At 59.7% G+C, this 26,432-nt stretch carries 24 protein-coding genes; 6 read left to right on the plus strand and 18 right to left on the minus strand.

Annotated features, from left to right (window positions below; genetic code table 11):
- Window positions 1–29: 29 nt before the first annotated feature.
- A complete protein-coding gene (locus tag ACZRMH_RS04345) occupies window positions 30–908 on the minus strand; it encodes a DMT family transporter (protein WP_464012325.1) in 879 nt (292 codons plus the stop codon).
- Window positions 909–1,005: 97 nt separating this feature from the next.
- Between ACZRMH_RS04345 and ACZRMH_RS04350 the strand changes: the two genes are divergently transcribed.
- The 3 genes from ACZRMH_RS04350 (at window position 1,006) to ACZRMH_RS04360 (ending at window position 3,253) form a co-directional block, all read left to right on the plus strand.
- On the plus strand, window positions 1,006–1,791 hold the full coding sequence (locus ACZRMH_RS04350) for an AraC family transcriptional regulator (protein WP_464012326.1): 786 nt from the start codon (window positions 1,006–1,008) through the stop codon (window positions 1,789–1,791).
- Between the two features lie 63 nt (window positions 1,792–1,854).
- A complete protein-coding gene (locus tag ACZRMH_RS04355) occupies window positions 1,855–2,139 on the plus strand; it encodes a PsiF family protein (protein ID WP_464012327.1) in 285 nt (94 codons plus the stop codon).
- Between the two features lie 103 nt (window positions 2,140–2,242).
- Entirely contained in the window at window positions 2,243–3,253 is a 1,011-nt protein-coding gene (locus tag ACZRMH_RS04360) for an AI-2E family transporter (protein WP_464012328.1), read from the plus strand.
- Between the two features lie 113 nt (window positions 3,254–3,366).
- Here ACZRMH_RS04360 and ACZRMH_RS04365 read toward each other — a convergent pair whose 3' ends face one another.
- Window positions 3,367–4,632, minus strand: coding sequence for an Hsp70 family protein (locus ACZRMH_RS04365; RefSeq protein ID WP_464012329.1), 1,266 nt, complete (start codon window positions 4,630–4,632; stop codon window positions 3,367–3,369).
- A gap of 270 nt (window positions 4,633–4,902) precedes the next feature.
- Here ACZRMH_RS04365 and cbpA point away from each other — a divergent pair, with 270 nt between their 5' ends.
- Entirely contained in the window at window positions 4,903–5,814 is a 912-nt protein-coding gene (cbpA, locus tag ACZRMH_RS04370; protein WP_464012330.1) for a curved DNA-binding protein, read from the plus strand.
- A gap of 2 nt (window positions 5,815–5,816) precedes the next feature.
- Window positions 5,817–6,122 carry a chaperone modulator CbpM gene (locus ACZRMH_RS04375; protein WP_464012331.1) on the plus strand — a complete coding sequence of 102 codons (306 nt, stop codon included), beginning with the start codon at window positions 5,817–5,819 and terminating at the stop codon, window positions 6,120–6,122.
- A gap of 111 nt (window positions 6,123–6,233) precedes the next feature.
- Here the strand turns inward: ACZRMH_RS04375 and ACZRMH_RS04380 are convergent, their stop codons facing one another.
- The 12 genes from ACZRMH_RS04380 to urtA all read right to left on the minus strand — a co-directional run bounded on the left by ACZRMH_RS04380 (window position 6,234) and on the right by urtA (window position 17,605).
- The gene (locus tag ACZRMH_RS04380; RefSeq protein ID WP_464012332.1) at window positions 6,234–7,376 is read right to left on the minus strand and encodes a sensor histidine kinase; all 1,143 of its coding nucleotides are present in this window, start codon (window positions 7,374–7,376) and stop codon (window positions 6,234–6,236) included.
- 104 nt (window positions 7,377–7,480) lie between these two features.
- The gene (gene ureC, locus ACZRMH_RS04385) at window positions 7,481–9,181 is read right to left on the minus strand and encodes an urease subunit alpha (protein ID WP_464012333.1); all 1,701 of its coding nucleotides are present in this window, start codon (window positions 9,179–9,181) and stop codon (window positions 7,481–7,483) included.
- A gap of 153 nt (window positions 9,182–9,334) precedes the next feature.
- Entirely contained in the window at window positions 9,335–9,643 is a 309-nt protein-coding gene (locus tag ACZRMH_RS04390; RefSeq protein ID WP_464012334.1) for an urease subunit beta, read from the minus strand.
- A complete protein-coding gene (locus tag ACZRMH_RS04395) occupies window positions 9,640–10,173 on the minus strand; it encodes a GNAT family N-acetyltransferase (RefSeq protein WP_464012335.1) in 534 nt (177 codons plus the stop codon). Before ACZRMH_RS04395 ends, ACZRMH_RS04390 begins: the two co-directional genes overlap by 4 nt.
- Window positions 10,170–10,703 (minus strand): N-acetyltransferase family protein, encoded by a 534-nt coding sequence (locus ACZRMH_RS04400; RefSeq protein WP_464012336.1) that lies wholly within the window; start codon window positions 10,701–10,703, stop codon window positions 10,170–10,172. The genes ACZRMH_RS04395 and ACZRMH_RS04400 overlap by 4 nt, the downstream gene beginning before the upstream one ends.
- Before the next feature lie 10 nt (window positions 10,704–10,713).
- Window positions 10,714–11,016 (minus strand): urease subunit gamma, encoded by a 303-nt coding sequence (ureA, locus tag ACZRMH_RS04405; protein ID WP_464012337.1) that lies wholly within the window; start codon window positions 11,014–11,016, stop codon window positions 10,714–10,716.
- Between the two features lie 139 nt (window positions 11,017–11,155).
- The gene (locus tag ACZRMH_RS04410) at window positions 11,156–11,995 is read right to left on the minus strand and encodes an urease accessory protein UreD (RefSeq protein ID WP_464012338.1); all 840 of its coding nucleotides are present in this window, start codon (window positions 11,993–11,995) and stop codon (window positions 11,156–11,158) included.
- A gap of 33 nt (window positions 11,996–12,028) precedes the next feature.
- Entirely contained in the window at window positions 12,029–12,727 is a 699-nt protein-coding gene (gene urtE / locus ACZRMH_RS04415; protein WP_464012339.1) for an urea ABC transporter ATP-binding subunit UrtE, read from the minus strand.
- A 28-nt stretch (window positions 12,728–12,755) separates the two neighbouring features.
- Window positions 12,756–13,613: an urea ABC transporter ATP-binding protein UrtD gene (gene urtD, locus ACZRMH_RS04420; RefSeq protein WP_464012340.1), complete on the minus strand. Its 858-nt coding sequence runs from the start codon at window positions 13,611–13,613 to the stop codon at window positions 12,756–12,758.
- A complete protein-coding gene (gene urtC / locus ACZRMH_RS04425; protein ID WP_464012341.1) occupies window positions 13,610–14,689 on the minus strand; it encodes an urea ABC transporter permease subunit UrtC in 1,080 nt (359 codons plus the stop codon). The genes urtD and urtC overlap by 4 nt, the downstream gene beginning before the upstream one ends.
- Window positions 14,689–16,191, minus strand: a complete 1,503-nt coding sequence (gene urtB / locus ACZRMH_RS04430) for an urea ABC transporter permease subunit UrtB (RefSeq protein ID WP_464012342.1) — start codon at window positions 16,189–16,191, stop codon at window positions 14,689–14,691. The genes urtC and urtB overlap by 1 nt, the downstream gene beginning before the upstream one ends.
- 148 nt (window positions 16,192–16,339) lie before the next feature.
- Window positions 16,340–17,605: an urea ABC transporter substrate-binding protein gene (gene urtA, locus ACZRMH_RS04435; protein WP_464012343.1), complete on the minus strand. Its 1,266-nt coding sequence runs from the start codon at window positions 17,603–17,605 to the stop codon at window positions 16,340–16,342.
- Window positions 17,606–17,966: 361 nt separating this feature from the next.
- On the opposite strand from urtA, the gene ACZRMH_RS04440 reads away from it, so the two are divergent.
- Complete coding sequence (locus tag ACZRMH_RS04440; RefSeq protein ID WP_464012344.1) at window positions 17,967–21,398, plus strand: DUF4329 domain-containing protein; 3,432 nt, start codon at window positions 17,967–17,969, stop codon at window positions 21,396–21,398.
- On the opposite strand, the gene ACZRMH_RS04445 is transcribed toward ACZRMH_RS04440, so the two are convergent.
- From ACZRMH_RS04445 to ACZRMH_RS04460, 4 genes are all read right to left on the minus strand, one after another.
- Window positions 21,395–22,405 (minus strand): FecCD family ABC transporter permease, encoded by a 1,011-nt coding sequence (locus tag ACZRMH_RS04445; protein ID WP_464012345.1) that lies wholly within the window; start codon window positions 22,403–22,405, stop codon window positions 21,395–21,397. The genes ACZRMH_RS04440 and ACZRMH_RS04445 overlap by 4 nt on opposite strands.
- Entirely contained in the window at window positions 22,402–23,352 is a 951-nt protein-coding gene (locus ACZRMH_RS04450) for an ABC transporter substrate-binding protein (protein WP_464012346.1), read from the minus strand. Before ACZRMH_RS04450 ends, ACZRMH_RS04445 begins: the two co-directional genes overlap by 4 nt.
- Window positions 23,349–24,137, minus strand: a complete 789-nt coding sequence (locus tag ACZRMH_RS04455; protein WP_464012347.1) for an ABC transporter ATP-binding protein — start codon at window positions 24,135–24,137, stop codon at window positions 23,349–23,351. The genes ACZRMH_RS04450 and ACZRMH_RS04455 overlap by 4 nt, the downstream gene beginning before the upstream one ends.
- Window positions 24,138–24,236: 99 nt before the next feature.
- A complete protein-coding gene (locus ACZRMH_RS04460; protein ID WP_464012348.1) occupies window positions 24,237–26,363 on the minus strand; it encodes a TonB-dependent receptor in 2,127 nt (708 codons plus the stop codon).
- Window positions 26,364–26,432 lie beyond the last annotated feature (69 nt).

Here is a 26,432-nt window from a genome sequence, read left to right on the forward strand (position 1 = left end):
CTATCGCGAGCAAGCCCGCTCCCACAGAATTATCTGGTTTTGCGAAGTGGCGTAGTCCAACGCTCCGACAGAATCACTCCGCCCAGGGTCAGCGCCCCGCCAATCAGGTGGTAGCCGTGCAACTGCTCTTTCAACACCAGCGCAGCAATTAGCGCGGTAATCAACGGCAGCAGATTGAAAAACAGCGTCGTGCGGCTCGGTCCCAGAGTGGCCACGGCCTTCATCCACGCCAGCGGTGCGATCATCGACGCCAGCACACAGGCGTAAAGCACCAAGCCCATGTTGTGCACCGTCGGCCCGACCTTGGGCGAGGCCAGATACAGCGGAAACAGCACCACAATCGCTACCAGCACCTGCAGATACAACATCTGCAACGGCGGCAGGCGCAGCTGCCATTTCTTCAACAAGGTGCTGTAAATCGCATAGGCCAGAGTCGCGACCAGCATCATCGCGTCACCCAGGTTCAGGCCATGATCGAGCAGGGCTGCAAGGCTGCCGCTCGACACCACCACCAGTACCCCGACAAACGACACGATAGCGCCCACCAGGGCCCCGGCGGTCAGGCGCTGGCCCAGGCTGATAATCGACATGGTCAGCACCATTAGCGGCATCAACGACAGGATGATGCCCATATTGGTCGCCGAGGTCCGTGCTGCGGCGTAGTAGGCCAGGCTCTGGTACACCGCCATGCCCAGCACACCGAGCACAAAGATCTTGCCCAGATTGGGGCGAATAACCGACCAGTTGGCTACTATCGGCTTGAGCATAAAAGGGGTGAATAGCAGGCCGGCCAGCAGCCAGCGGTAAAAGCCGATCTCGGAAGGGAAGATCGTCCCTACCGCCAGTTTGTTGATAACGGTATTGCCGGCCCAGATAAAAATGGCCAGTAGCGGGTAAGCGTATTGCATCAGTAACAACCACGGGATTGATAAGCGGCGATTATCCGCCTGTCTGTATGCAAGCCTATACTGCGATCCAGCCAACCTCACCCCGAATACAGACAGCATGCGCAAGAATCTGATCAACGTACCCGAATTCGACGGTTTGCCAGCGCCGGTTTACTTTCGCTATGCCGAGATAGAAGCCCACAGCCATGCCGTGCCCCATGCCCATGCCTGGGGTTCTCTGGACTACGTGGCCCATGGGGTGATGCGCTATGAAGTCGATGGCCGGCGCTTTATGTCGCCGCCGCAGTACGCGGTCTGGGTGCCGCCCAATACCGAGCACAGTGCCTACAACGCCCAGGCGATTGTTTACCGATCGGTGTATCTGGATGCCATTCACTGCCAGCACTTGCCGACCACACCGGTCACCCTGGCCATCAGCGATATTCTCAAGGCCATCCTCAGTGACTTTGCCCGTCGCGATATCAATATCCCCCGTAGCGAAGCAGATATTCGCTTGGCGCAGGTGCTGGTCGACCAATTGCGTCAGGCGCCTGTGCATCAGTGCTTTTTACCCTATGCCAGTCATCCGGGCCTGTTGTTGGTACTTGAGGCGCTGCAACAGACTCCCGGCGATAACCGTTCGCTGGGCCAGTGGGCGCAGCAGGTGCATGTCAGCGAGCGCACTCTGGCACGCTTGTTTGTGCGTGAACTGGGCATGAGCTTTGGCGAGTGGCGTCAGCGCTTGCGCTTTCTGGCGGCGATCGAGGCGCTGGAGTCTGTGCGCACTGTGCAGGAGGTGGGTTTTGATCTGGGTTACAGCACCTCATCGGCGTTTATTGCCATGTTTCAACGCCAGGCCGGTTGCACGCCAGAACAGTACCGACGCCAGGCCCGAGTGCTGTAACAGAGTTTGTCTACACTTCAAGAATCGCGCTGCAACCTGGTGCGCAAACAAGGAGAAAACTCCATGAAGATGCTGCGTGTTCCTTTGCTGATGATCGGTCTGCTGCTGTGCTCCCAGGGTTTTGCGGCCACGGCCCAGCAGAACAAAATGACCACTTGTAACGCTGATGCCAGTGCCAAAACCCTCAAGGGCGATGAGCGCAAAGCCTTTATGAGTAACTGCCTCAAAGCCAAGCCGGCCACTACGCAACAGGACAAGATGAAAACCTGTAACGCCACGGCCGGTACCCAGAACCTCAAAGGGGACGCACGCAAGACCTTTATGAGTGATTGCCTGAAGAAAAAATAACCACAGCCGGTGGGAGCGGGCTCCCACCAGTCACAAATTCTAGTGCTCCCCGCCGAAGGCTGGCAGACTGCCTGTCCTTTCACGCTGTCAGTTTTGAGGCTGTATGCCATCGTTTTCTCAGCGTCACATCATTTTAGCCAGCTACATCATTATTGCTGGCGGCCTGTTGCTGGTTTTCCCGTTGCGTCTGTTGCCCAGCCTGCTGGCCGGTCTGTTGGTGTTCGAACTGGTCAATATGCTCACCCCGCAATTGCAGCGCCTGATTGCCGGGCGCCGTGCGCGCTGGCTGGCAGTAGCGTTGCTGGGCACGCTGATTGTCAGTGTGCTGGCCTTGCTATTTGCCGGAGCCATCAGCTTTTTGCTGCATGAAGCAGAAAATCCGGGCGCTTCACTGAATAAATTCATGGCCGTAGTCGACCGTGCGCGCGGGCAATTGCCGCCGTTCCTGGACAGCTACCTGCCGGCCAGTGCTGCCGAGTTTCGGATTGCCATTGGCCAGTGGATGAACAAGCACCTCAGTGATCTGCAACTGGTGGGCAAGGACGCGGCGCATATGTTCGTGACCCTGCTGATCGGCATGGTGCTGGGCGCCATCATGGCCTTGCAGACCATTCCCGATATCAGCCGTCGCAAGCCGCTGTCGGCGGCGCTGTTCGAGCGTCTGCACCTGCTGGTCCAGGCCTTTCGCAATATCGTTTTTGCCCAGATCAAGATCGCGCTGCTCAACACCGCGTTTACCGGGATTTTCCTGGCTGTGATCCTGCCGCTGCTGGGTGTGCACCTGCCACTGACCAAAACCCTGATCGTATTGACCTTCCTGCTGGGCTTGCTGCCGGTGATCGGCAACCTGATCTCCAATACCCTGATCACCATCGTCGGGCTATCACTGTCGATCTGGGTGGCAGTGGGGGCGTTGGGCTATCTGATTGTTATCCACAAGCTGGAATACTTTCTTAACGCAAGGATTGTGGGTGGGCAGATCAGTGCCAAGTCGTGGGAATTGCTGCTGGCGATGCTGGTGTTTGAAGCAGCCTTCGGCCTGCCGGGTGTGGTGGCAGGGCCGATTTACTATGCGTATTTGAAGAGCGAGTTAAAGCAGGTGGGGTTGGTGTAACCAGGGGACTAAAGGCAAAAGCAGAGTTGTGCAGCACCACAAAACAGCTCCCTCTCCGCAGTGCCTCCAGACGAATCCAGGAAGCGGGCAGGGAGAGGGTTGTGGTGAGGGTCTTAGCCGTAGCGCTTCTTAGCCTCAATCGCCAGACCGCTACCGATACTGCCGAAGATATTGCCTTCAACATGCTGCGCATTCGGCAACATGGCCGCCACGCTCTGGCGCAACGCCGGAATCCCACTCGAACCACCGGTGAAGAACACCGTATCCACTTGCTCAACACCCACGCCTGCGCTGCTCAGCAGATTGGTCACGCTGTTGCGGATGCGCTCCAGCTGGTTATCGATTGACTCTTCAAACATCGCCCGGCTCAGGTCCACGCTCAGGCCCGCTTCAACCCGGTCCAGTAGCAAGTGACGGCTGTCGTTGTGGGTCAGCTCGATTTTGGTTTCTTCGATTTCCATCGCCAGCCAGTGCCCGGCACGCTGCTCGATCAACTTGAACAGACGGTCGATGCCGCCAGTGTCCTCAATGTCATAGCGCATGCTGCCCAGCGATAGCTGGGATTTTTGCGAGTACACCGAGTTTATGGTGTGCCAGGTCGCCAGGTTCATATGATGGCTGGTTGGCATATAGGCGCCGCTTTTCATGCGGCTACCGTAGCCGAACAACGGCATCACGCCTTGCAGGCTCAGCTGTTTGTCGAAGTCGGTCCCGCCCACGTGCACGCCACCGGTGGCGAGGATGTCGTCCTGGCGGTTGTCCTGGCCACGACGCTCGGGCGACAGGCGCACCAGCGAGAAGTCGGAGGTACCACCGCCGATATCGACAATCAGTACCAGTTCTTCGCGCTCGATGGTGGACTCGTAGTCGAATGCCGCTGCGATCGGTTCGTACTGGAAGGACACTTCCTTGAAACCGATGGCACGGGCCACGTCAGTCAGGGTGTTTTCGGCTTCCTGGTCGGCCAGGGGGTCGTCATCGACGAAAAACACCGGGCGGCCCAGCACCACTTCTTCAAATTCTCGACCGGCGGTCGCTTCGGCGCGTTTCTTGAGCTGGGCGATAAACAGCCCGAGCAGGTCCTTGAACGGCATCGCCGTGCCCAGGACGCTGGTGTCGTGCTTGATCAATTTGGAGCCCAACAGGCTCTTGAGCGAGCGCATCAGGCGGCCTTCGTAGCCTTCCAGGTACTCATGCAGCGCCAGACGGCCATACACCGGGCGGCGTTCTTCCATATTGAAGAACACCACTGAGGGCAGGGTAATCTTGTCATCCTCCAGCGCAATGAGGGTTTCCACGCCTGGGCGCAGCCAGCCGACGGTGGAGTTGGACGTGCCGAAGTCGATACCGCAGGCACGTGCTGGAGAGGCGCTTTTCATGTCTTTCGTGTTCCGGTTAAAAAACGGCCGCGCAGTGTATGCCAGACCGCCACAGAATCGAAGCACGACTAATCGTTAAATCGCAGGTTTTAATCCACTTGAAAGACTATCCTTGATCCCCAAACTTCCAGTCATTGGCGTGGCAGTCTTCTAAGCTGCCGATAAACATTTGCTGCGCTGTTCTTGAGACCGGTCAAATGACAGGCCGGGCAACCGGAGCATTCTGGTGACCTGAGCTGCGCGATATTGATAACGGATGGTGATCCTTACATGGACTTCAAAGACTATTACAAGATCCTTGGTGTCGAGCCCACGGCTGACGACAAGGCGATCAAGACCGCCTATCGCAAGCTGGCGCGCAAGTATCACCCGGATGTGAGCAAGGAAAAGGACGCCGAGAGCAAGTTCAAGGACGTCAACGAAGCCTATGAAGCGCTTAAAAGCGCCGAAAAACGTGCTGAATACGATGAAATTCGTAAATACGGCCAACATGGCCAACCGTTCCAGGGGCCGCCGGGCTGGCAGGGTCGTTCCAGCGGTGGTTTCGAAGACAATGGCGATTTTTCGGACTTCTTCAGCTCGATCTTCGGTTCGCGTGGCGGTGGTTTTGGTGGGCAATCGGGCCGCAGTGCGGGCCGTCGTGGGCAGGATGTAGAAATGGAATTGCCGATTTTTCTTGAAGAAACCCTGTCGGGTGAGTCCAAGCCAATCAGCTTCCAGATCGGCGGGGTCAGCAAAACCCTGAACGTGAAGATTCCGGCCGGTGTGACCGACGGCGAGCGTATCCGCCTTAAAGGCCAGGGTGGCCCGGGCGTGGGTGGCGGGGCCAACGGTGATCTGTACCTGATCATCCGTTTTGCACCGCATCCGAAGTTTGATGTGGAAGGCCATGACCTGGTGATCACTGTGCCTTTGGCACCGTGGGAAGCTGCGCTGGGCACCAAGGTGGCGATACCGACCCTGACCAGCAAGGTGATGATGACCATTCGCCCTGACAGCCAGAGCGGTCAGCGCATGCGCATCAAGGGCCACGGCCTGGCGGACAAGCACGGCCAGCGTGGTGATTTGTATGCGCAACTGAAAGTGGTCATGCCAACCCATGGCGACGAGGCCACCAAAGCACTGTGGCAAGAACTTGCCGATAAAGCAGCATTTGATCCGAGAGCCCAATGGAGTAACTGATCATGAGCAGCACCCTGATCGTTCAGCTGGACATGGAAAGGTTCTGCGAAGAGGCCAATATCCCGGCCACTTACGTGATAGAGATTGTCGAACACGGAATTATCGAACCTCAGGGCCGCACGCCGGACGTGTGGCGTTTTGAAGACTACGAACTGGTGATCGCCCGGCGCGCGGCCAAGCTGCGGGATGATCTGCAGATGGAGTGGGAAGGCGTGGCCCTGGCCCTGGACCTGCTCGAAGAAGTGCAGCAGTTGCGTGCTGAAAACCAGCGGCTCAAGCAGCAACTTGGGCGGTTTGTAAGTCAATAAATGCAGTCCAACCCTGTGGGAGCGGGCTTGCTCGCGATAGCATCGACTCGGTGTGCCAGATACACCGAGCCGCCAGCATCGCGAGCAAGCCCGCTCCCACAAGAGTTGCTCTTACAGGGGCCCGGCGTTTCTGGGCAACACCACGGTAAACGTCGTGCCCGCGGCTTCGGTCGAGGTCACGTCGATGCTGCCATGATGGGCGTCCACCACTTCCTTGATGATAAACAGGCCCAGCCCCAGGCTGGTCGAGGTGCCCGGCTGGCTGATGTCTTCGCTGGGGCTGCGTACCAGCGGGTCAAACAGGGTGGCGATTGCATCAGCAGCAATGGGCTGGCCCTGATTGTTAATGCACAAGGTTACGGCGTCGGCATCCCCGCTCAGGGTCAATCTCACGCTGCCCTTGCGGGCACCGTGTTGCAGCGCATTGCCGATCAGGTTTTGTAGCAATTGCCCCAGCCGGCGCGGGTCCCAGTGGCCCTGCATATCGCCCTCAACGCGCAGCGTCGGTGTGCAGTCGGGTTGCCCGGCGCAGGCTTCATCCAGCGCCGCCTGACAGGCGTCTGCCAGATTCATCTCCCGGGGTTCAATCGGCAAGCTGCTGCCCAGGCGACTGCGCACAAATTCCAGCAAGTCATTGACCATCGCGCCCATATGCCGCGTGCCATTTTTGATCGCCTGCACATAGGCCTGCGCATCCGCAGCCAGGCTGGCTTTGCGCTCCAGCATTTCGGTGGACATGCTCACCGCCTGCAAGGGCGCGCGCAAGTCGTGGCCGAGGATGGCGAGGAAGATGTCGCGCGAACGACTGACCTGTTCAGCATAAGCTTCAGTGGACTCGGCCAGCGCCTGATCAATGGCCTCGTTGAAGCGGATCATGTCCTGCAGATGTGAGTGGGCGGGTGTATCGACACTGGCCACCCACAGGCGGATCACGCAGGCACGCAGATGGCGAAATTCCGAGGTCATCTGCACCAGGTCAAAACCTACGGTATGGCGCAGTTCGCCGTGGCTGGCAGCGGCTTCATCCAGGGCGGGGCTGGTCTCGGGGCCTTCACCTTCGGCCTTGGCCTGCTGCTCGCTGGCGGTTTGTGCGGTGTTCATGTCCCGCGCTGCGGCCAGCAGGATCTCTTTGGCATGATCGCGCAGCGCCACGCTGTTCATGGACTCGGCAGCGGGCGTGATGGTTTCGGCAAATTGCTCCCATTCATCGACGATACGGTCAACATTGTGCACGATGAATTCAGATAGGCGCATGGCCACAAACCTTGCTGCAAGAGCGGCTGTATTGAAAGGTGACGCATCTTAGCGTCAAACGCAGCTTTTCAACACAACCGCCAATCCCCTGCAAACAGAGAGTGTCAGAACAAAAAGTAGCGTTGTGCCATTGGTAGCACCTCAGCAGGTTCGCACCACAGCAACACACCGTCGGCCTTGACCTGATAGGTCTGCGGGTCGACTTCAATAGTGGGCAGATAACCGTTGTGGATCAGGTCGGTTTTTTGCACATCGCGACAACCTTTGACCACCGCAATCTGCTTCTGTAAGCCCAAGGCAGCGGGTACGCCTGCGTCATAGGCAGCCTGGCTGATAAAGGTCAGGCAGGTGGCATGCCGCGAGCCGCCGTAACTGGCGAACATCGGGCGGTAGTGCACCGGTTGCGGTGTCGGGATCGAGGCGTTGGCATCGCCCATCAGGCTGGCGGCAATCGCCCCGCCCTTGAGAATCAGCGTCGGCTTTACCCCGAAGAACGCCGGACGCCACAGTACCAGGTCAGCCCACTTGCCCACCTCGATCGAGCCCACTTCATGGCTGACGCCGTGGGTGATGGCCGGGTTGATGGTGTATTTGGCGATATAACGCTTGGCGCGGAAGTTGTCGTTGCCCGGAGCATCTTCGGGCAATGGACCGCGCTGCCTCTTCATTTTGTCGGCGGTCTGCCAGGTGCGTGTGATGACTTCGCCGACTCGGCCCATGGCCTGGCTGTCGGAGCTGATCATCGAGAACGCACCGAGGTCATGGAGGATATCTTCGGCGGCGATGGTCTCGCGGCGGATGCGGCTTTCGGCGAAGGCCACGTCTTCGGCAATGCTCGGGTCGAGGTGATGACAGACCATCAACATGTCCAGGTGTTCGTCGATGGTGTTGCGGGTAAAGGGCCGGGTCGGGTTGGTCGAGCTGGGCAGTACGTTGGCAAACCCGCACGCCTTGATGATGTCCGGGGCATGACCGCCACCGGCACCCTCGGTGTGGTAGGTGTGGATGGTGCGGCCCTTGAAGGCGGCCAGGGTGGTTTCGACAAAACCCGATTCGTTGAGGGTGTCGCTGTGAATCGCCACTTGCACGTCGTACAGGTCGGCTACGTTCAGGCAGTTGTCGATAGAGGCCGGGGTGGTGCCCCAGTCTTCGTGCAGCTTGAGGCCGATGGCCCCGGCTTCGACCTGTTCGATCAGCGGCTGCGGCAGGCTGGCGTTGCCCTTGCCGGTAAAGCCCATGTTCATCGGGAAGGCGTCGGCGGCTTGCAGCATGCGCGCCATATGCCACGGCCCCGAGGTACAGGTGGTGGCATTGGTGCCAGTGGCTGGCCCGGTGCCGCCGCCGATCATGGTGGTCACGCCGCTGTTGAGCGCTTCTTCGATCTGCTGCGGGCAAATGAAGTGGATATGGGTGTCGATACCGCCTGCGGTGAGGATCATCCCTTCACCGGCGATGACTTCGGTGCTGGCACCGATGGCGATGGTTACATTGGGCTGGATATCCGGGTTGCCGGCTTTGCCGATGGCGTGGATGCGGCCGTTTTTCAGGCCCACATCGGCTTTGACGATGCCCCAGTGATCAATGATCAGGGCATTGGTGATCAGGGTATCGACCACCTCAGCGGCCAGCAGCTGGCTTTGGCCCATGCCGTCGCGAATCACCTTGCCGCCGCCAAACTTCACTTCTTCGCCGTAGGTGGTGAAGTCTTGCTCGACCTCGATCCACAGTTCGGTATCGGCCAAACGAACCTTGTCGCCCACGGTGGGGCCGAACATGTCGGCGTAGGCCTGACGGGATATTTTCATTGTGGATTCCTGAGAATTAAGACGAATCGTTAACGCCGAAAACCTGTTGTGGGAGCGGGCTTGCTCGCGATGGCATTTACGCGGTTGTGCTCAAAGACCGCGTTGCCTGAATCGCGAGCAAGCCCGCTCCCACAGGGGGTAGATGTGTTGTGGTCAATCCAGATTGCCCATCACCCGCCCGGCAAAGCCGAACACCCGGCGCAATCCGGCCAGTTCCACCAGTTCCACTTCCCGGGTTTGCCCCGGTTCAAATCGCACCGCCGTGCCGGCCGGGATATTCAGGCGCATGCCGCGGCTGTCACCACGGTCAAACATCAGCGCGTCGTTGGTTTCGAAAAAATGATAGTGCGAGCCCACCTGGATCGGTCGGTCACCACGGTTGGATACGCTCAGGCTCAAGGTGCGGCGACCGACGTTCAGCTCGATTTCGCCGGATTCAATGCAGTATTCGCCTGGAATCATTGCGGCTCACTCAGGGTTTTAAAGTAGATGGCGGTCGGGCTGTAATGGCCGTTGGGGCTTTGGCAGTAGTTGGGTAATTCGCCGACCCGGGTGTAACCCAGGGCGCTGTAGAAGTTCTCTGCGGGGGAACCTGCTTCGGTATCCAGATGCAGCAGGCCACGCTTTTGCTCGCGAGCGCCTTGCTCCAGGGCGTGGATCAGCACCTGGCCCAAACCGCGACGGCGGACCTCATTGAGTACCAGCAGTTTTTGCACTTCGGCACGGTTCAGGCCGTTGGCCTTCTGGCACAGGATCAGTTGCACACTGGCCAGCACGCGCTGATTTTCCACCAGTACCCACAGCAGCAGGTTGCCTTGCTCCAGTTGCGCGTGAACTTCGTTGAAGTAACGGCTGGCCTTGGGCAGATCCAGATCGTTCATAAAACCCACCGATGCACCGTGCTGCACGGCATCGAGGAGCAGCACAATCAAGTCTTCACGGTAGTGGGCAAAGCTCTGTGCGGTGACGCGCACCACCTGTTCGCTGTTCATTGCGCGCATTCCTTTGGCGGCAGGGCGCCGGGGTTGAGCATCAGTTGCATAAAGGTCAGGTCGAGCCAGCGGCCGAACTTGATCCCCACTTGCGGCATGCGCCCGCTGGTGACAAAACCCAGCTGTTTATGCACATGGATCGATGCCGCATTGGCGCCTTCGATGGCCGCCACCATCACGTGCTTGTTGCAGGAGCGGGCGCGTTTGATCAGTTCAGTCAGCAGTTGCGGACCAAGGCGCTTGCCCCGTTGCTCGGGGTGGACGTAGACCGAGTGCTCAACGGTGTGGCGAAAGCCTTCAAACGGGCGCCAGTCGCCAAAAGAGGCGTAGCCCAGGGCGATGTTGGCGTCATCGACGATCACCAGAATCGGATAGCCCTGGGCCTGGCGGGAATCAAACCATTGCTGGCGGTTGGCCAGGTCGACGGTTTGCTCGTTCCAGATGGCTAGGGTGTTGAGCACCGCATCGTTGTAGATATCGCGAATCGCCGGCAGGTCAGCCGCGACAGCATCACGAATAACGTAAGACATGGGTGCAGCCTCAGGCGATGGGTTGGTGGACAGTGACCAGCTTGGTGCCATCCGGGAATGTGGCTTCGACCTGGATATCGGGGATCATTTCCGGGATGCCTTCCATCACCTGCTCGCGGGTCAGCAGGGTGGTGCCGTAGTGCATCAGTTCGGCAACGGTGCGGCCATCGCGGGCGCCTTCGAGCAGGGCAGCGGAGATATAGGCGATGGTTTCCGGGTAGTTGAGGATTACACCCCGGGCCAACCGTCGCTCAGCCAACAGGCCGGCGGTGAAGATCAGCATCTTGTCTTTTTCGCGTGGGGTCAGGTCCATGGTGGAGTCCGTATCAAATAATTTTAAAAGTGCCCTGTGGGAGCGGGCTTGCTCGCGATGGCATCACCGCGGATTCACTGGCAGAGCGCGGTGTCTGCATCGCGAGCAAGCCCGCTCCCACAGTTGAATTGCATTGTTCTCAAGTACTCCAGATCCTTGGCGCCAACGCCTCGCGCCCGAGCAACACCGGGCGTAGCAGGCGCCATAAATCGATCAGCCAGCTGCGCGCCTGCAAGGCTTCGCCCGCCAGACAGCGCGCTACCAGTAAACCCGGTAATTGGGTCAAATCACCCCGTACCGGGTGGGCCAGGTTGCGGCAGGTTTCCAGCAGTTCGGCACCGATTTCACCCGTTACCAGCAAGGTGGCAAACACCGGGTTGCCATCCAGGCCGATCGGCGAATCCAGCAGCCCGTCGCCTCCTACAATGCGCTGGCGCTCATGCCAGAGCAACTGGCCATCGCGGCGAATATCCAGTCGCGATTGAAAGTGCCCGCGCTCAAAACGTTCACCACTGGCCAGCCGCCCCAGTGCCACCATGTCCCAGTAAAACAGCCGGGCATCGCCTTCAAGTTCAATGCGGGTAGTGAGTTCGGCCTGGGCCGCGCTGAACACGATGGTCTCCTGTGGCAACCACTCCAGGGTTGCGCCCGGAGCAACGTTCAACAGCACATTCTGATAAGCCGGGCCTGCAGCGCGATACCATTTGGCGGCGCCGGGGCTGGTCAGTTGTGCCCAGGCATCGGGGCCGACGCTGGCGCTGATATTGAGCTGGTCACCACCGGCAATCCCGCCCGGCGGGTGGACGATAATATGCTGGCACACCTCGGGGCCTTCAGCGTACAGGTGCTTCTGCACCCGTAGCGGGCCGAGGTGGCGGCGCAGGGTCGGGCGCGTGCTGTCAGCAAAACGGCCATAGCCCAGCTCCAGCTCGGCGAGCCAGCTGGGGGTGAACAATGCAGTAGTCGCCGGCAGGTTCATATGTAGGACTTTTCGTTTGGAAAACGACTCAGATTAAATCGTAACAAGCCCGCGCACACCTTCTGTTTGCATATTTTCACCACGGCCCTGCTGCACGATTTCGCCTCGTGACATCACCAGATACTGGTCGGCCAATTCCTCGGCAAAGTCGTAAAACTGCTCCACCAGCAAAATCGCCATATCGCCGCGGGCGGCGAGCATTTTGATCACTGCGCCGATTTCCTTGATTACCGAAGGCTGGATACCTTCAGTGGGTTCATCGAGGATCAGCAAGCGCGGGCGGCTGGCCAAAGCGCGGCCAATCGCCAATTGTTGCTGCTGGCCACCGGACAAATCGCCGCCACGCCGATGCTTCATTTGCAGCAATACCGGGAACAGCTCGTAGATAAACCCGGGCACCTCCTTGGCTTCGGAGCCAGGAAAGCGCGACAGGCCCATCAGCAGGTTTTCTTCCACCGTCAGGCGCCCGAAAATCTCCCGGCCCTGAGGCACATAGGCGATGCCAGCGTGCACCCGCTGGTGAGGTTTGAGGGTGGTGATGGCGTTGCCTTCCCACCGCACATTGCCTTCCTTGACCGGCAGCAAACCCATCAGGCACTTGAGCAAAGTAGTTTTACCCACGCCATTGCGGCCGAGCAGGCAGGTGACTTCGCCAACTTTTACCTCGAATGACAGGCCACGCAGGATATGGCTGCCGCCGTAGAACTGATGCAATTTTTCGACATTAAGCATGTTAGGAATCTCCCACAACAGCGGTTCTTCAGCGCCCTAAATACACTTCAATCACCCGTTCATCCGCCTGCACCTGTTCCAGCGAGCCCTCGGCCAATACGCTGCCCTGATGCAGTACGGTGACGTGGTCGGCAATCGAACCGACAAAACCCATATCGTGTTCCACCACCATCAGCGAATGCTTGCCCGCCAGGCTTTTGAACAGCTCGGCGGTGAATTCGGTTTCGGCATCGGTCATGCCCGCCACCGGCTCGTCGAGCAGCAACAGTTGCGGGTCTTGCACCAACAGCATGCCGATTTCCAGAAACTGCTTCTGGCCGTGGGACAGCAAGCCCGCAGGCCGATGCGCCGAAGAGGTCAGGCGGATGGTGTGCAGCACTTCGCCGATGCGGTCTTTCTGCTCGCCACTGAGGGTGGCGCGCAGGCTGGCCCACACCGATTTGTCGGTCTTTTGCGCCAGCTCCAGGTTTTCAAACACGCTCAGGGCTTCAAACACCGTGGGCTTCTGGAACTTGCGGCCGATCCCGGCCTGGGCAATCTGCACTTCGCTCATCTGGCGCAGGTCGAGGGTTTCGCCGAACCAGGCCTGCCCTTCGCTGGGGCGGGTCTTGCCGGTGATCACGTCCATCATGGTGGTCTTGCCCGCGCCATTGGGGCCGATGATGCAGCGCAATTCGCCCACGCCGATATACAGGTTGAGGTTGTTCAGCGCCTTGAAGCCATCGAAGCTGACGCTGATGTCTTCCAGGGTCAGGATGGTGCCGTGACGGGTATTCAGGCCCGCCCCGGCAGCCTGGCCCAGGCCGATGGCATCGCGGCTGCTGCCTGCGTCCTTGTTTGGATCGAAAGTGGGTTCGAGGATAGGTTCGAGCATGAAATGCCTCATTGGTCGGCCCTTTTCTTCAACAGGCCGATCACGCCTTTGGGCAGGTACAGGGTCACGACGATAAACAGCGCCCCCAGAAAGAACAGCCAGTACTCGGGGAAGGCCACGGTGAACCAGCTCTTCATGCCGTTGACCACACCCGCACCCAGCAGCGGGCCGATCAGGGTGCCGCGCCCGCCCAGGGCGACCCATACGGCGGCCTCGATGGAGTTGGTCGGCGACATTTCACCGGGGTTGATAATGCCCACTTGCGGCACATACAAAGCCCCGGCCAGGCCGCACAGCACGGCACTCAGCACCCACACAAACAGCTTGAAGCCGCGGGGGTCGTAGCCGCAGAACATCAGGCGGTTTTCCGCATCGCGCAGGGCCGTCAGTACCCGGCCAAACTTGCTGCGCGCCAGTTTCCAGCCCAGGAACAGGCTGGTGACGAGCAACAGTACGGTGGCGAAAAAAAGTGCCGCACGGGTGCTGGGCTCGGTGATGCCAAAGCCCAGGATGCTGCGAAAGTTGGTAAAGCCGTTGTTGCCGCCAAAGCCGGTTTCGTTGCGGAAAAACAGCAGCATCCCGGCGAAGGTCAGGGCCTGGGTCATGATCGAGAAATACACGCCCTTGATCCGCGAACGAAAGGCGAAAAAGCCGAACACCAGCGCCAGCAAGCCGGGAGCCAGCACCACCAGGCACATGGCCCACCAGAAATGCTCGGTGCCGATCCAGTACCAGGGCAGTTCGGTCCAGGACAGAAAGGTCATAAAGGCCGGTAGCTCATCACCCGAGGCCTGACGCATCAGGTACATGCCCATGGCATACCCGCCGAGGGCAAAGAACAGGCCGTGGCCCAGGGACAGCAACCCGGCATAGCCCCACACCAGATCCAGTGCCAGCGCGACAATGGCGTAGCAAAGGATCTTGCCCACCAGCGTCAGGGTGTAGGCCGAGATCTGCAACGGGTTGTCGGCGGGCAGCAGCGAGAGCAGCGGCAGGGCCAGCAAAACCAGCAGGACCAGACCGCCCACCAGCGTAGTAACGGTCGGCCCGGCCTTTTGTGCAGCAGTCACCATCAGAGGCTGATTCATTAGTCGATCACCCGTCCTTTCAACGCGAAGAGGCCTTGCGGACGCTTCTGGATAAACAGAATGATCAGCCCCAGGATGAGGATTTTGCCCAATACGGCGCCGATCTGCGGTTCAAGAATCTTGTTGGCGATGCCCAGGCCGAAGGCCGCGTACACCGTGCCCGCCAGCTGCCCGACACCGCCGAGCACCACCACGAGGAACGAGTCAATAATGTAGCCCTGGCCCAGGTCCGGGCCGACGTTGCCGACCTGGCTCAGGGCCACGCCGCCGAGCCCGGCAATCCCCGATCCGAGGCCAAAAGCGAGCATGTCCACGCGCCCGGTGGGCACGCCGCAGCAGGCTGCCATATTGCGGTTTTGGGTCACAGCGCGCACGTTGAGGCCCAGGCGGGTCCTGTTCAGCAGTAGCCAGGTCAGGAACACCACGGCCAGGGCAAACACGATGATCACCAGGCGGTTGTATGGCAGCACCAGATTGGGCAGCACTTGCAGCCCGCCCGACAGCCAGGCCGGGTTGGCCACTTCGACGTTCTGGGCGCCGAACAGCACGCGCACCAGTTGGATCAGAATCAGGCTGATGCCCCAGGTCGCGAGCAGGGTTTCCAGCGGGCGGCCATAGAGATGGCGAATGATGGTGCGCTCCAGCACCATGCCCACCGCGGCGGTGACGAAAAACGCCACTGGCAAGGCCAGCAGCGGGTAGAACTCGATGGCACCGGGGGCGAAGCGCTGAAACAGCAACTGCACGCAATAGGTGGAGTAGGCACCGAGCATCAGCATCTCGCCGTGGGCCATATTGATCACGCCCAGCAGGCCGAAGGTGATGGCCAGGCCCAGGGCGGCCAGCAGCAGGATCGAGCCCAGGGACAAGCCACTGAAAGCCTGGCCCAGCAGGTCACCGATCAGCAGTTTGCGTTTGACTTGCGACAGGCTGGTTTCGGCTGCGGTGTGCACTGTGGCATCGGTTTCGACGCCGGGTTGCAGCAGGGCTTCAAGGCGGGTGCGGGCCAGTGGCTCGCCGGTTTCACCAAGCAGGCGCACGGCGGCCAGGCGCACCGCCGGGTCGGGGTCGACCAGTTGCAGATTGGCCAGCGCCAGGCTCAGGGCGGCATGTACATCACTGTCGGTTTCACTGGCCAGTTGTTGGTCAAGGAATTTGAGCTGCGCCGGTTTGGCGGTTTTTTGCAACTGTTGTGCGGCGCTTAAGCGCAGCTTGGGGTCGACGGCCAGAAGCTGATGGCTGGCCAGCGCCGTATCGATCAGTCCGCGCAGGCGGTTGTTCAGGCGCAGGGTTTTAGTCTGGCCATCGACGCTGATCTGGCCCTGTTGCAGGCTGTTGATCAGCTCGACGCGGGCAGGAGCGGGTTGTGCGGCCCAGCTTTCGAGCAGTTGTGCCTGTTGGCTGTTATTGGCCGCAGCGAAGTCGCTGGCGTCATCGGCGTTGGCGGCCAATGGCAGCAACAGCAGCAACGCCAGAATGAGGCGATAGAGGGCAGTAGGCATAACAAATGTCCTGATCATGCACGGACGCTGTGTGAGCGGGCTTGCCTGCGAGGGCATCGCTGCGGTGTATCAGAGACACCGAGTTGTTTGCATCGCAGGCAAGCCAGCTCCCACATTGACCGCACCAGACAAAAAAGTGTGGCGGGGCTTAGTTGCTCTTCACCGCGTAATCCGGCTTTTTGTCATTGCCAGGGATATACGGGCTCCACGGCTGGGCGCGGATCGGCCCTTCGGTCTGCCAGACCACGCTGAACTGACCGTCAGGCTGGATCTCGCCGATCATCACCGGCTTGTGCAGATGGTGGTTGGTCTTGTCCATGGTCAGGGTGTAGCCCGATGGTGCGGCAAAAGTCTGCCCGGCCAGCGCTTCGCGAACCTTGTCGACGTCGGTGGACTTGGCTTTTTCTGCCGCCTGCGCCCACATATGAATGCCTACGTAAGTGGCTTCCATCGGGTCGTTGGTCACCGCCTTGTCAGCCCCCGGCAGGTTGTGTTTCTTGGCGTAGGCTTTCCAGTCGGCGACGAACTTGTCATTGACCGGGTTCTCTACCGACTGGAAGTAGTTCCACGCTGCCAGGTTGCCCACCAGCGGTTTGGTGTCGATGCCGCGCAGCTCTTCTTCACCCACTGAGAACGCAATCACCGGCACGTCGGTGGCCTTAAGACCCTGGTTGGCCAGCTCTTTATAGAAGGGCACGTTGGAGTCGCCGTTGACCGTGGAGATCACCGCGGTTTTGCCACCCGCCGAGAACTTTTTGATATTGGACACGATGGTCTGGTAATCGCTGTGACCAAACGGGGTGTAAACCTCTTCAATGTCCTTGTCGGCGACACCTTTGGAGTGCAGGAAGGCGCGCAGGATTTTATTGGTGGTGCGCGGGTACACGTAATCAGTGCCCAGCAGCACAAAGCGCTTGGCGCTGCCGCCGTCTTCGCTCATCAGGTATTCAACCGCCGGGATCGCTTGCTGGTTAGGCGCGGCACCGGTGTAGAACACGTTGGGCGACATTTCTTCGCCTTCGTATTGCACCGGGTAGAACAGCAGGCCGTTGAGTTCTTCAAACACCGGCAATACCGATTTGCGCGATACCGAAGTCCAGCAGCCGAATACTACGGCCACTTTGTCCTGGGTCAGCAACTGGCGGCCCTTTTCTGCGAACAGCGGCCAGTTGGACGCCGGGTCGACCACCACCGCCTCCAGCATCTTGCCGTTGACCCCACCCTTGGCGTTGATCTCGTCAATGGTCATCAGCGCCATGTCTTTAAGCGAAGTTTCAGAGATCGCCATGGTCCCGGACAGCGAATGCAGAATCCCGACCTTGATGGTTTCGGCGGCCTGAAGAGTCCAGGACATGCCCATGGCGGCAATGGATGCCGAGAGGGTGAAGGCTTTGATCAAGCTGCGACGCTTCATGGTGCGATCTCCAGGAATCTGATTTTTTAATGGTCGATCCGAATACGCAGAAGGCTTTTGCAAGGGATGTGCCGGGATTGAAAAAAGGCTCTGCAACGGGGCTTTGCGCGAAAATCAGGCGGGCGTGCGCACCAGATGGGGGCTTTTAAGGCGGGGCGGTGCGTGAAGTGCGCCGCCTTGGTGCTGCGTGCACCAAGGCGGTGAAATACTCGTTAAGACCGATTCAGAAAGCATGCACGGGTTCTGCGGCCTCCCTCTGCAACGGCCTAACTATCTACCGCCATTGATGGCGTCGCTGTCTTGATCATGCAAGGGGATCGGGGTGCGCCGATCCCCTCTATTTATCAAGGAAGTGATGGTTATGAATAACGATCTAAACCGTGAAAAACGGCTGGCCAAACCTGGTATCACGGCCCGGCTACCCGCCCTGAGCCCGGCTTTTGTCAGCCCGGACGATGCCGCCCGGTATGCTCATCGATTGATTGGCGATTTTCGCGCGGATGAATATGGCGGGGCCATTTTGAGAGACGCGCAGGGCTTCTACTACGCGACCCGTCCGGTGAAAGGAAAAACCGGATCTTTTGATCCTACTCTGGTGATTTCCACCAACCAGCAAGGCCACTTTATTCATCCGCCGGGCTACACCTGCCATGGCATGTATCACTCTCATCCGGATAACTATGAATTTATGCAGCGAAGCTTCGCGCGCTGGTCAGTGGCGCAGGTGCATATCGCGGTAAATTTCTTTTCCAACATCGATTTGTTGTTGAACAACCAGAATGCCTATTTTTCCCGGGTGCACTATTTGTCAGGGGTCAACGGCTCACTGCTGAAGTATGTGGCCAGCGGGTCGATCCAGGAGCGGGCATTGGCAGAGCGTATCGCCGAGGACTCGAGTAATGGGGTTCTAACCTTCAACAGTGCTACGGGTTTTGTGAAAGCAGCCATAGCCGCTGGTGAACTGAGCGTGATTCAGTCCAGCGAAGTCTGGGATGCAAAGCTCGGCCCGCTTGGCGCCGATTATCAGCCTTTCACTCCCAAGGCCCTGCAGGACATTGCACCGGTCATCATTGCCCGGCCTGCCTTTGGCCCGGTGTTCAGCAATGTGGAACTGGCTCTCAAGGATGTCAGGGCGCGTATTCACCGAACCAGCGAGAGCCTCTATGGGGTGATACTCAAGCGCAGGGGCCTGGGGTTCGTGGTCGCCTCGGAGCCGGTGACCGGCGAGACGGATTTTTCCTTGCTGCGCATCTTTGGTGCAGATCCGGCCGGCAAGCCACGCATACCGCAGCAGTTCGAAGTATTGGGGCTTTATTGCAGTGACGGGTTTTATCGTGACCCCAGCCTGATGCCTGCCGAAGAAGTGTCAATTTTCAAGAACTTCATCTATCCGCAGACCCTGGCCAAAGGTATCAAAGCTGCCCGGACGCTGGCAGGTTCCGCCACAAAACGGTCACTGGCACTGTATATCTCGACCCGTGATGGTGCCCTGTTGCAGTACGTCTCGACCTTTGCCTCGAAGGAGCAGAAATTTCTGGCCCACCTGCCTGAAGGTGAAGGCGGGGGGCTGTCGGTTCTGCGCAACCTGCTGGGAGGCTTTTATAAAAGCACGACCTATGTGCGTGAGCTTGCCGCTGCGGGGGAGTTGAGCGTGCTGCACACCAGTGACCTGTGGGGCGATGAAGGCCGGGTTGATGCCAGCTGGAAACCCTATGCCGGGTTTTATCGGCGAGATATGGGGCCGTCTTTTTTGACTGCGGACGATGCCGCCCGCTACGTCCATAAACAGATAGTCAGCCGCACGGGCAGTGTCTATGGCGGTCTGATCTACCAGCGGCTGGACTCCCGCTTTGTTGCGACTGAACCCATGAAGGGCCAGAACGAGACGTTTGACGCGTCGATGGTGTACCCGGATGAACTGGCCAAATTCGTGCCCAAGGGCTGTTCAGTCGTGGCGGTTTATCACAGTCATCGTGTGCATCCGCTGCAGCTGTGGCGATCAAAGGATGAAGAGAAACTGTTTCGCAACATGCTTGAACCCCATGAGGTTTACGACGCGATGAAGAATCGTGAGTGGGCTGCGGTTCGATATTTCTCGGCGCAGGACGGTGCTCTGCTCAAGTACACCCCCAGCGGTTTTCTCGAGGAAGTCCAGTTTGGGCTGCAGCTTTCGCCTCCCGCCGATCACCCCGAGCGGGTGCGGCACAACACCATGGCCATGGCCCTGCGCGGCAATTCGACAAAGCCCGGCGAGTACGTCTCGCTCGTGGCCAAAACCGGGGATTTGCAGGTGGTAGTCGCCAGCCCCTTATGGGGCCCTCCCGGCAAGGTGACTGAACAGTGGCGGCCAGGAGCCAGTCGTGCGCAGCTCATGCAACCGCCAGCGTTGAGCCCGGTTTTTGCCCAGTCCGAAGATGCCGTGCGCCATGTGCATGAGCAGATGGGCCCCCGCCAGTCCGCCCAGTTCGGGCTGATCCTGCGCAGCACCCACAGCGAGGAGTATGTAGCGACGTTGCCGCTGGAGGGGGGCGAGATCAGTATCGACAGGCTGTATCAACGGGATGAATTGACCCGCCACTACTTGTTGCCTGCGGGGTTTAAACCGTTAGCTGTGTATATCGCCGCCCCTGAGCAGATCGACCTGCAGGGCCATGTCCCTGACAAGCGGGTTTACCAGGCGTTTATCTCGCCTGTGGAGCTGGTGAAAGGATTGCAGCTGGCCATTGATCTTCAGGAACAGAGCGGTTTGTTGGGGGGCAATACGGCCCTTTATATTTCATCGGCAGACGGTGCCTTGCTGCGCTATCTCAGCGCCATGGATGCGGCCCAACTGGCTGCCGGTCTGTTCAAAAACGCGGGGCAAGCGTTGAAGGATCAGTTGCTGGCGCGCAGCCTGGCTCCCGTTGAGTACGTACGTCAGGTCGCCATGGCGGGGCGTCTGGAGGTGCTGGTAACCAATGGCGTCTGGATGCATGCCGGTCCGGTGTCGGGCGGGTGGCGACCTTTTGACATGGAGGTTGGGGTCAGGCCAAAACGCTCGATCAGGGTATTGCCGGCGAGCCCGATTTTCAGTTATCCAAACGATGCGGCCCGCTCTGCACATGGCCGGATCAAACGGCCCAATACGCTCAATATCCTGGGAGGGCTTTTGCACAACCCGGCTTACAACACGTATGTGGCGCTTGATCCTGTGGTCAATGGCGAGCCGGTCAATGTGGCAGAAACCCTGCTTAAAACCCACCGCGTCATTCCTGGCTCGGCTCCGCCCCGAGCGGTTGTGCCTGAAGGGTTCAAGCTGGCCTGCCTGCACTTTTCGCGGGACATGCGTAACCAGAGCGCAGCGGGAGAAGCCGAGACCCTGCAGCTACGCAATATGCCGTGGCCGGAAGATATCTGTTACGCCACCCATACCCTGGACCTCAGGGGGCAGGGAGTCGCCTACCTGTATGTGTCGACCGACGATGGCGGGTTGTTGAGGTATTGGCGGGGGAGCGAGGAGGCCACTTACCAGCTGTGCAACAAAGTGGTGGGCGCTGACTGGTCTGCACTGGGCTATTTCGAAGAGAACCGGCAGGCGACGCCATTGAACATGCTGCCCAGCGACATGCTGACCCGTGTGCTCAATTCGGGCGGCATGCATGTTTTGGTGACCAGCAGCAGTTGGCCGCGGGCCGGGATTATTGTTTCAGAGCACAAGCTCCTGGTTGAGCCCGAGGTGTTTGATTACGAGGGTACGACGCCGGGACTGCCGGTGGCAGACCTGAAAATCGGGCCGCTGCGCGACGAGCTTTAACGCTTGCGCATCAGGCCGATAAAGAACAGGCCGCCAATCGCCGCCGTGGCCACGCCAATGGGCAAGTCTTCGGGGGCGATCAGGGTCCGCGCCGCCACATCGACCCACACCAGAAACACGCTGCCCAGCAGTGCCGAAACGGGCAGCAGGCGGCGGTGTTCGGCGCCCACCAGCCGCCGGGCGATATGGGGAATCATCAGACCGACAAAACCGATCGAACCGCTGATGGCCACCAGCACGCCGGTCATCAGCGAGGCGATCAGAAACACCCGCAGCCTTACATTGCGTGCATTCAAACCGAGGGTCACGGCCGTCTGCTCGCCCGCCATCAAGGCGTTCAGCGGGCGGGCCATGCCCAGCAATAACACCAGCCCCAGCAGTACGCTGGCGCTGGGGATGGCCAGCAGTTCCCAACGCGCCAGCCCGAGGCCGCCGAGCATCCAGAACAGCACGGCGGAACTGGCGCGGTGGTCGCCCAAAAACAGCAGGGTGTTGGCCACTGCCATCATCACAAATGACACGGCCACACCGCACAGCAACAGGCGATCACTGTCGAGCCGGCCATGACGGCTGGCGATGGCCAGCACCAGCAGCATGCTCAGCAGGGCGCCAATAAACGCGGCGATGGGCAAGGTTAGCAGGCCGACGATCTCGCCCACATGCAGCACCACGATCACCGCGCCCAGCGTCGCGCCGCTGGTAACACCGAGCAGATGGGGGTCGGCCAGCGGGTTGCGGGTGACGGCTTGCAGCACTGCGCCGATCAACGCCAGCCCGGCACCTACCAACGCCCCGAGGAGCATGCGCGGCACGCGGATCAGCCACACGATATGTTCCTGGCCCGCGCTCCAGCTCACCTCACCGATACCGAACAGCTTGTTCAGCAGAATGTGCCACACCGCGTCCACCGGCACCCGCGCCGGGCCAAAGCCCAGCGACACCACGCACGACACCAGCAGCAAGGCGCCGAGACCGATCAGCAACAGGGCGTAGCGGCGAGCCATCATTGTGGGTGGAAACCTTTGGCCAGGGTTTCAATGGCCAGCACGTTGTCGATGCCCGGCGTGGCCTGCACATAGGGGATGACGATAAAGCGCTTATTGCGGATGGCATCTACCGATTGCAGGGCCGGGTTGGTTTCCAGAAAGCGTTGTTTCTGTTCCGCGCTGACTTCGCTGTAGTCGACGATCACGATGACTTCAGGGTTGCGCTCGACCACGGTTTCCCAGTTGATGCGGGTCCAGCTGGCGTCGATATCACTGAGGATATCGTTGCCGCCTGCGGCTTCGATCAGGGCGTGGGGAATGCCCAGTTTGCCCGAGGTCATGGCGCGGTCTTCGCCGCTGTCATACAGGAAAACCCGTGGTTTGGAGGCGGGCAGGGCCTTTTGCACGTCGGCGACTTTTGCCTGCATCTGCGCGATCAGGGCATTGGCGCGGTCTTGTACGTCGAAGATCTGGCCCAGATTGCGCAGGTCGTTATAAGTGTCTTCCATGCTCGCGGGCGGGCGCTTCATCACAAATGCACAGGACTCGGTCAGCTCGTACACATTGATCCCCAGCGGGGTCAGGGTTTGTGGCGTCAGGTCGCCGCCCACGCGCATGCCGTAGTCCCAGCCGGCGAAGAAGAAGTCGACGTTGGCATTGAGCAGGGTTTCCACCGAGGGGTATTTGCTCGCCAGCTCCGGCAGGCCGTCAAGAATGGCCTTCATTTCAGGCGTCACCGACTTCCAGCCACTGATGCCGCTATAGCCGGCCATACGTGGTTTGAGGCCCAGGGCGAGCATCATCTGGGTCATGTTGATGTCATGGCTGACTGCGTGTTTCGGAGCCTCGCTAAAGGTCACGTCGCGATTGCAGCTTTTCACGGTCAGCGGGTATTTCGTGGCCTCGGCCTGGGCCAGTTGGGCACCCAGCAATACGCAAAGGCCGAGAGCGAGACGGGTCAGCTTCATGGGCGGGTTATCCAGGTAATGCGCGGGTAGCCGCACAGCGGGTGATCGTCGACTAATGCTTCAACGCCAAAGACATCGCGCAGCAGTTCGACGGTCAGCACCTCGCGCGGGGTGCCGCTGGCGATGATTTTGCCGTGGTTGATCACATACAGCCGGTCGCAGAAGGCGGCGGCCAGATTGAGGTCGTGGATGCTGGCCAGGGTGCCGATGTTCAGGCGCTTGACCAGTTGCAGCAACTCCAGCTGATAGCGCGGGTCGAGGTGATTGGTCGGCTCGTCAAGGATCAGCAGTTCGGGTTGCTGGGTCAGGGCGCGGGCGAGGATCACCCGTTGTTTTTCACCGCCCGAGAGGGTAGCGAAGGCGTGGTCTTCAAAGCCATGCAGGCCAACGGATTCGAGGGCGTTTCTGGCCAGTTGGCGATCGGCTTCGGTGTCGCCGTCGAACAGGCCCTTGTGCGGGGTACGACCCATGGCGACCACTTCATCGACGGTCAGGCCAAAGGTATCGGGGAATTCCTGCAACACCACGGCGATGCGCTGGGCGCACCAGCGCGGTGATTGCTGCCAGAGGTTGTGGCGGTCGAGGTGGACTTCGCCGGCCTCGGGCTTGCTGAAGCGGTAGGCGCAGCGCAGCAGGCTGGTCTTGCCGCTGCCGTTAGGCCCGATCAGCCCTACAAACTCACCTGCAGCAACGTGCAGGTTGGCATCACGCAGCTGGAACTGGTGATGGCAATGGCCGTGGCCCAGAGGGGTCCAGGCGAGTTGGGTGAGGGTGAGATTGCTCATGGAATTTCCAATGTGGGAGCTGGCTTGCCAGCGATTGCAGCAGTGCGGTCTGACGGTAAGCCACGTCGCCTGCATCGCGAGCAAGCCCGCTCCCACAGGTTAAAAGGTGTAGTCAGCTGTCACAAAAAACGAACGCGGTTCGCCCATGATCCACTGTTGGCCGCCATTGTATTGGCTTATGGCGTACTGGCGGTCGAACAAATTGTTCAGGCGCAGGCCCAGGGTGGTTTTGGGCAGGGCTTTCCAGCTCACGATGGCATCGACAACGGTATAACTCGGCAGCTCGACATTGTTGGCGGTGTCGGCATAACGCGAGTCGACATAACGCACACCGGCCCCGGCATTCACATCGTCGCTGATGGCCTTGCTCAGCCACAGGTTGGCGGTACGGCGCGGTACTTCGGTCGGACGATTGCCTTTGCGCGAAACGCCGTCTTCATCAAACGTGTCGTACTCGGCACGTACCACCGAAGCGTTGGCCTGTAGCTGCCAGCGGTTCGGCAGTTGCAGGTCCAGGCTGGCTTCCAGGCCTTTGGAGGATTGCTCGCCCACTTGCCGGGTAATCTGCGGGTTGAACGGGTCGGTGGTCAGCAAGTCTTTCTTGATGATGTGATACGCCGCCAGTGTCCACTCGCCACGTTGATCCCAGAACATCTGCTTGAAGCCCACTTCGCTCTGACGCGCATGGGCCAGGCCGAAGTTTTGCTGCTTCTGGCTCAGGCTGATCAAACCGCCCACACCGTCCACGCTGGTGGCTTGCTGGGCATAGACCGACATGTCCGGGGTCAGCTCGTACACCAGGCCGACTTTCCAGCTGTTGGCCGACAGGCTACGGTCGCTGCGTTCGGTGGCTTTATCGAGGTAGAAGTCATCGCGGTCCAGATGCACGATATCGCGGCGCACGCCGGTCACCAGCGACAGCTGATCGGTCAGCTCGGTGCGATTTTCAGCGAACAGCGACACTTGTTGCGTGGTGGTGGTGAACTGGTCGCGGTACGGCGAGTCACTTTCAAACTCGCCACGCTCCGGGTTGTTCAGATCGATCGGTTGGCCGTCCGTATTCACATCGGTATACGGCGAATTGCTGTGCAGACTGAAGTGGATACGGTTGTAGTCCGCGCCCACCAGGGTTCTGCTTTTAAGGCCAAAGAGGTCATGGTTGAGGGTGAAAGTCTGTCGATCACCGACCTGTTCCTGGTCATGCTTGATGCTGAAATAGCCGCTGCGCAGCAGGGTTTGCTGGCTCTCGCTCCAGGCGTGGTTTTCGGCGTTCTGCCAGCGACGTTGGGCCTTGAGGTAATACAGTTCGTTGCTGGCAGAGAGGTTGTCGTTGATCTGCCATTCGCTGTTCAGGCGCGTCCACTGGTCGTTGTAGTGCAGCTTGGCGTCACGCACGTTGTAGTTCTTGTCACGCAGGCTCTGGTGATAACGGCCATTGATCAACGGCACGCCAAAGTCGTTTTGCGGCTCTTGGTCGCCGTAGTCGTGGCTCAGGGTAAACGCCAGGTCGTCAGTGGCCTGCCAGCGCAGGGCGGCGCTGATAAATACGTTTTCTGAATCACCGTGGTCAATCCAGCCATTGCTCTGGGTGTGGTTGATATTCAGGCGGTAGCTCAGGGTGTCGGTCAGCGAGCCGCCGCTGTCCAGCGCCTGTTGCTGGTTGTCGTAGGAGCCATAGCCCATGCGGATATGGTTTTCTATCTCGCCGCTAAAGGGTTTTTTCGGGATCACGTTGATCACCGCTCCCGTGGCGCCTTCGCCATACAGTACCGAGGCCGGGCCGCGCAGTACGTCGATGCGCTCAACCGACCAGTCGTCCACCGGGAAGGTTACGGTGCCTGCGCCGCTGTACATGCGTATGCCATCGTAAAGCTGCATCACCGAACCTTCGCCGACAAAACCGCGGGCCGAATAAGCCGCGCCACCGTTGCCCGGTGAGCCGGTGTAGCTGATGCCAGTCGTGCGGGTAACGGCGCTTTGCACGCTGCGGTCGCCCCGGGCGTGGATTTGCGCGCCGGTCAGGCTTTCAACACTGGCCGGGGTTTCCAGGCTGTTGAGGTTCAAACGCGAACCGGCGCTGGTGGCGGTCTTGAGGTCGATGGCCTCAGCGTCAACTTCCGGGGCCGTGATACTGGCTGCGGGCAGCATAAGGGACGGGGCGCTGTCATCGGCCTGGGCGTTGTTGAGCGCCAGCAGGCAGAGGCTGGACAAAAGGTACTTGTTCATCGGGGGCAGTGAGTCGCTTTTTTCGAGAGGTGTGCCCGCTGCCTCCTGGCGGCGGGTGATGGAGCTTAA

This window comes from Pseudomonas sp. B414, assembly GCF_055408445.1.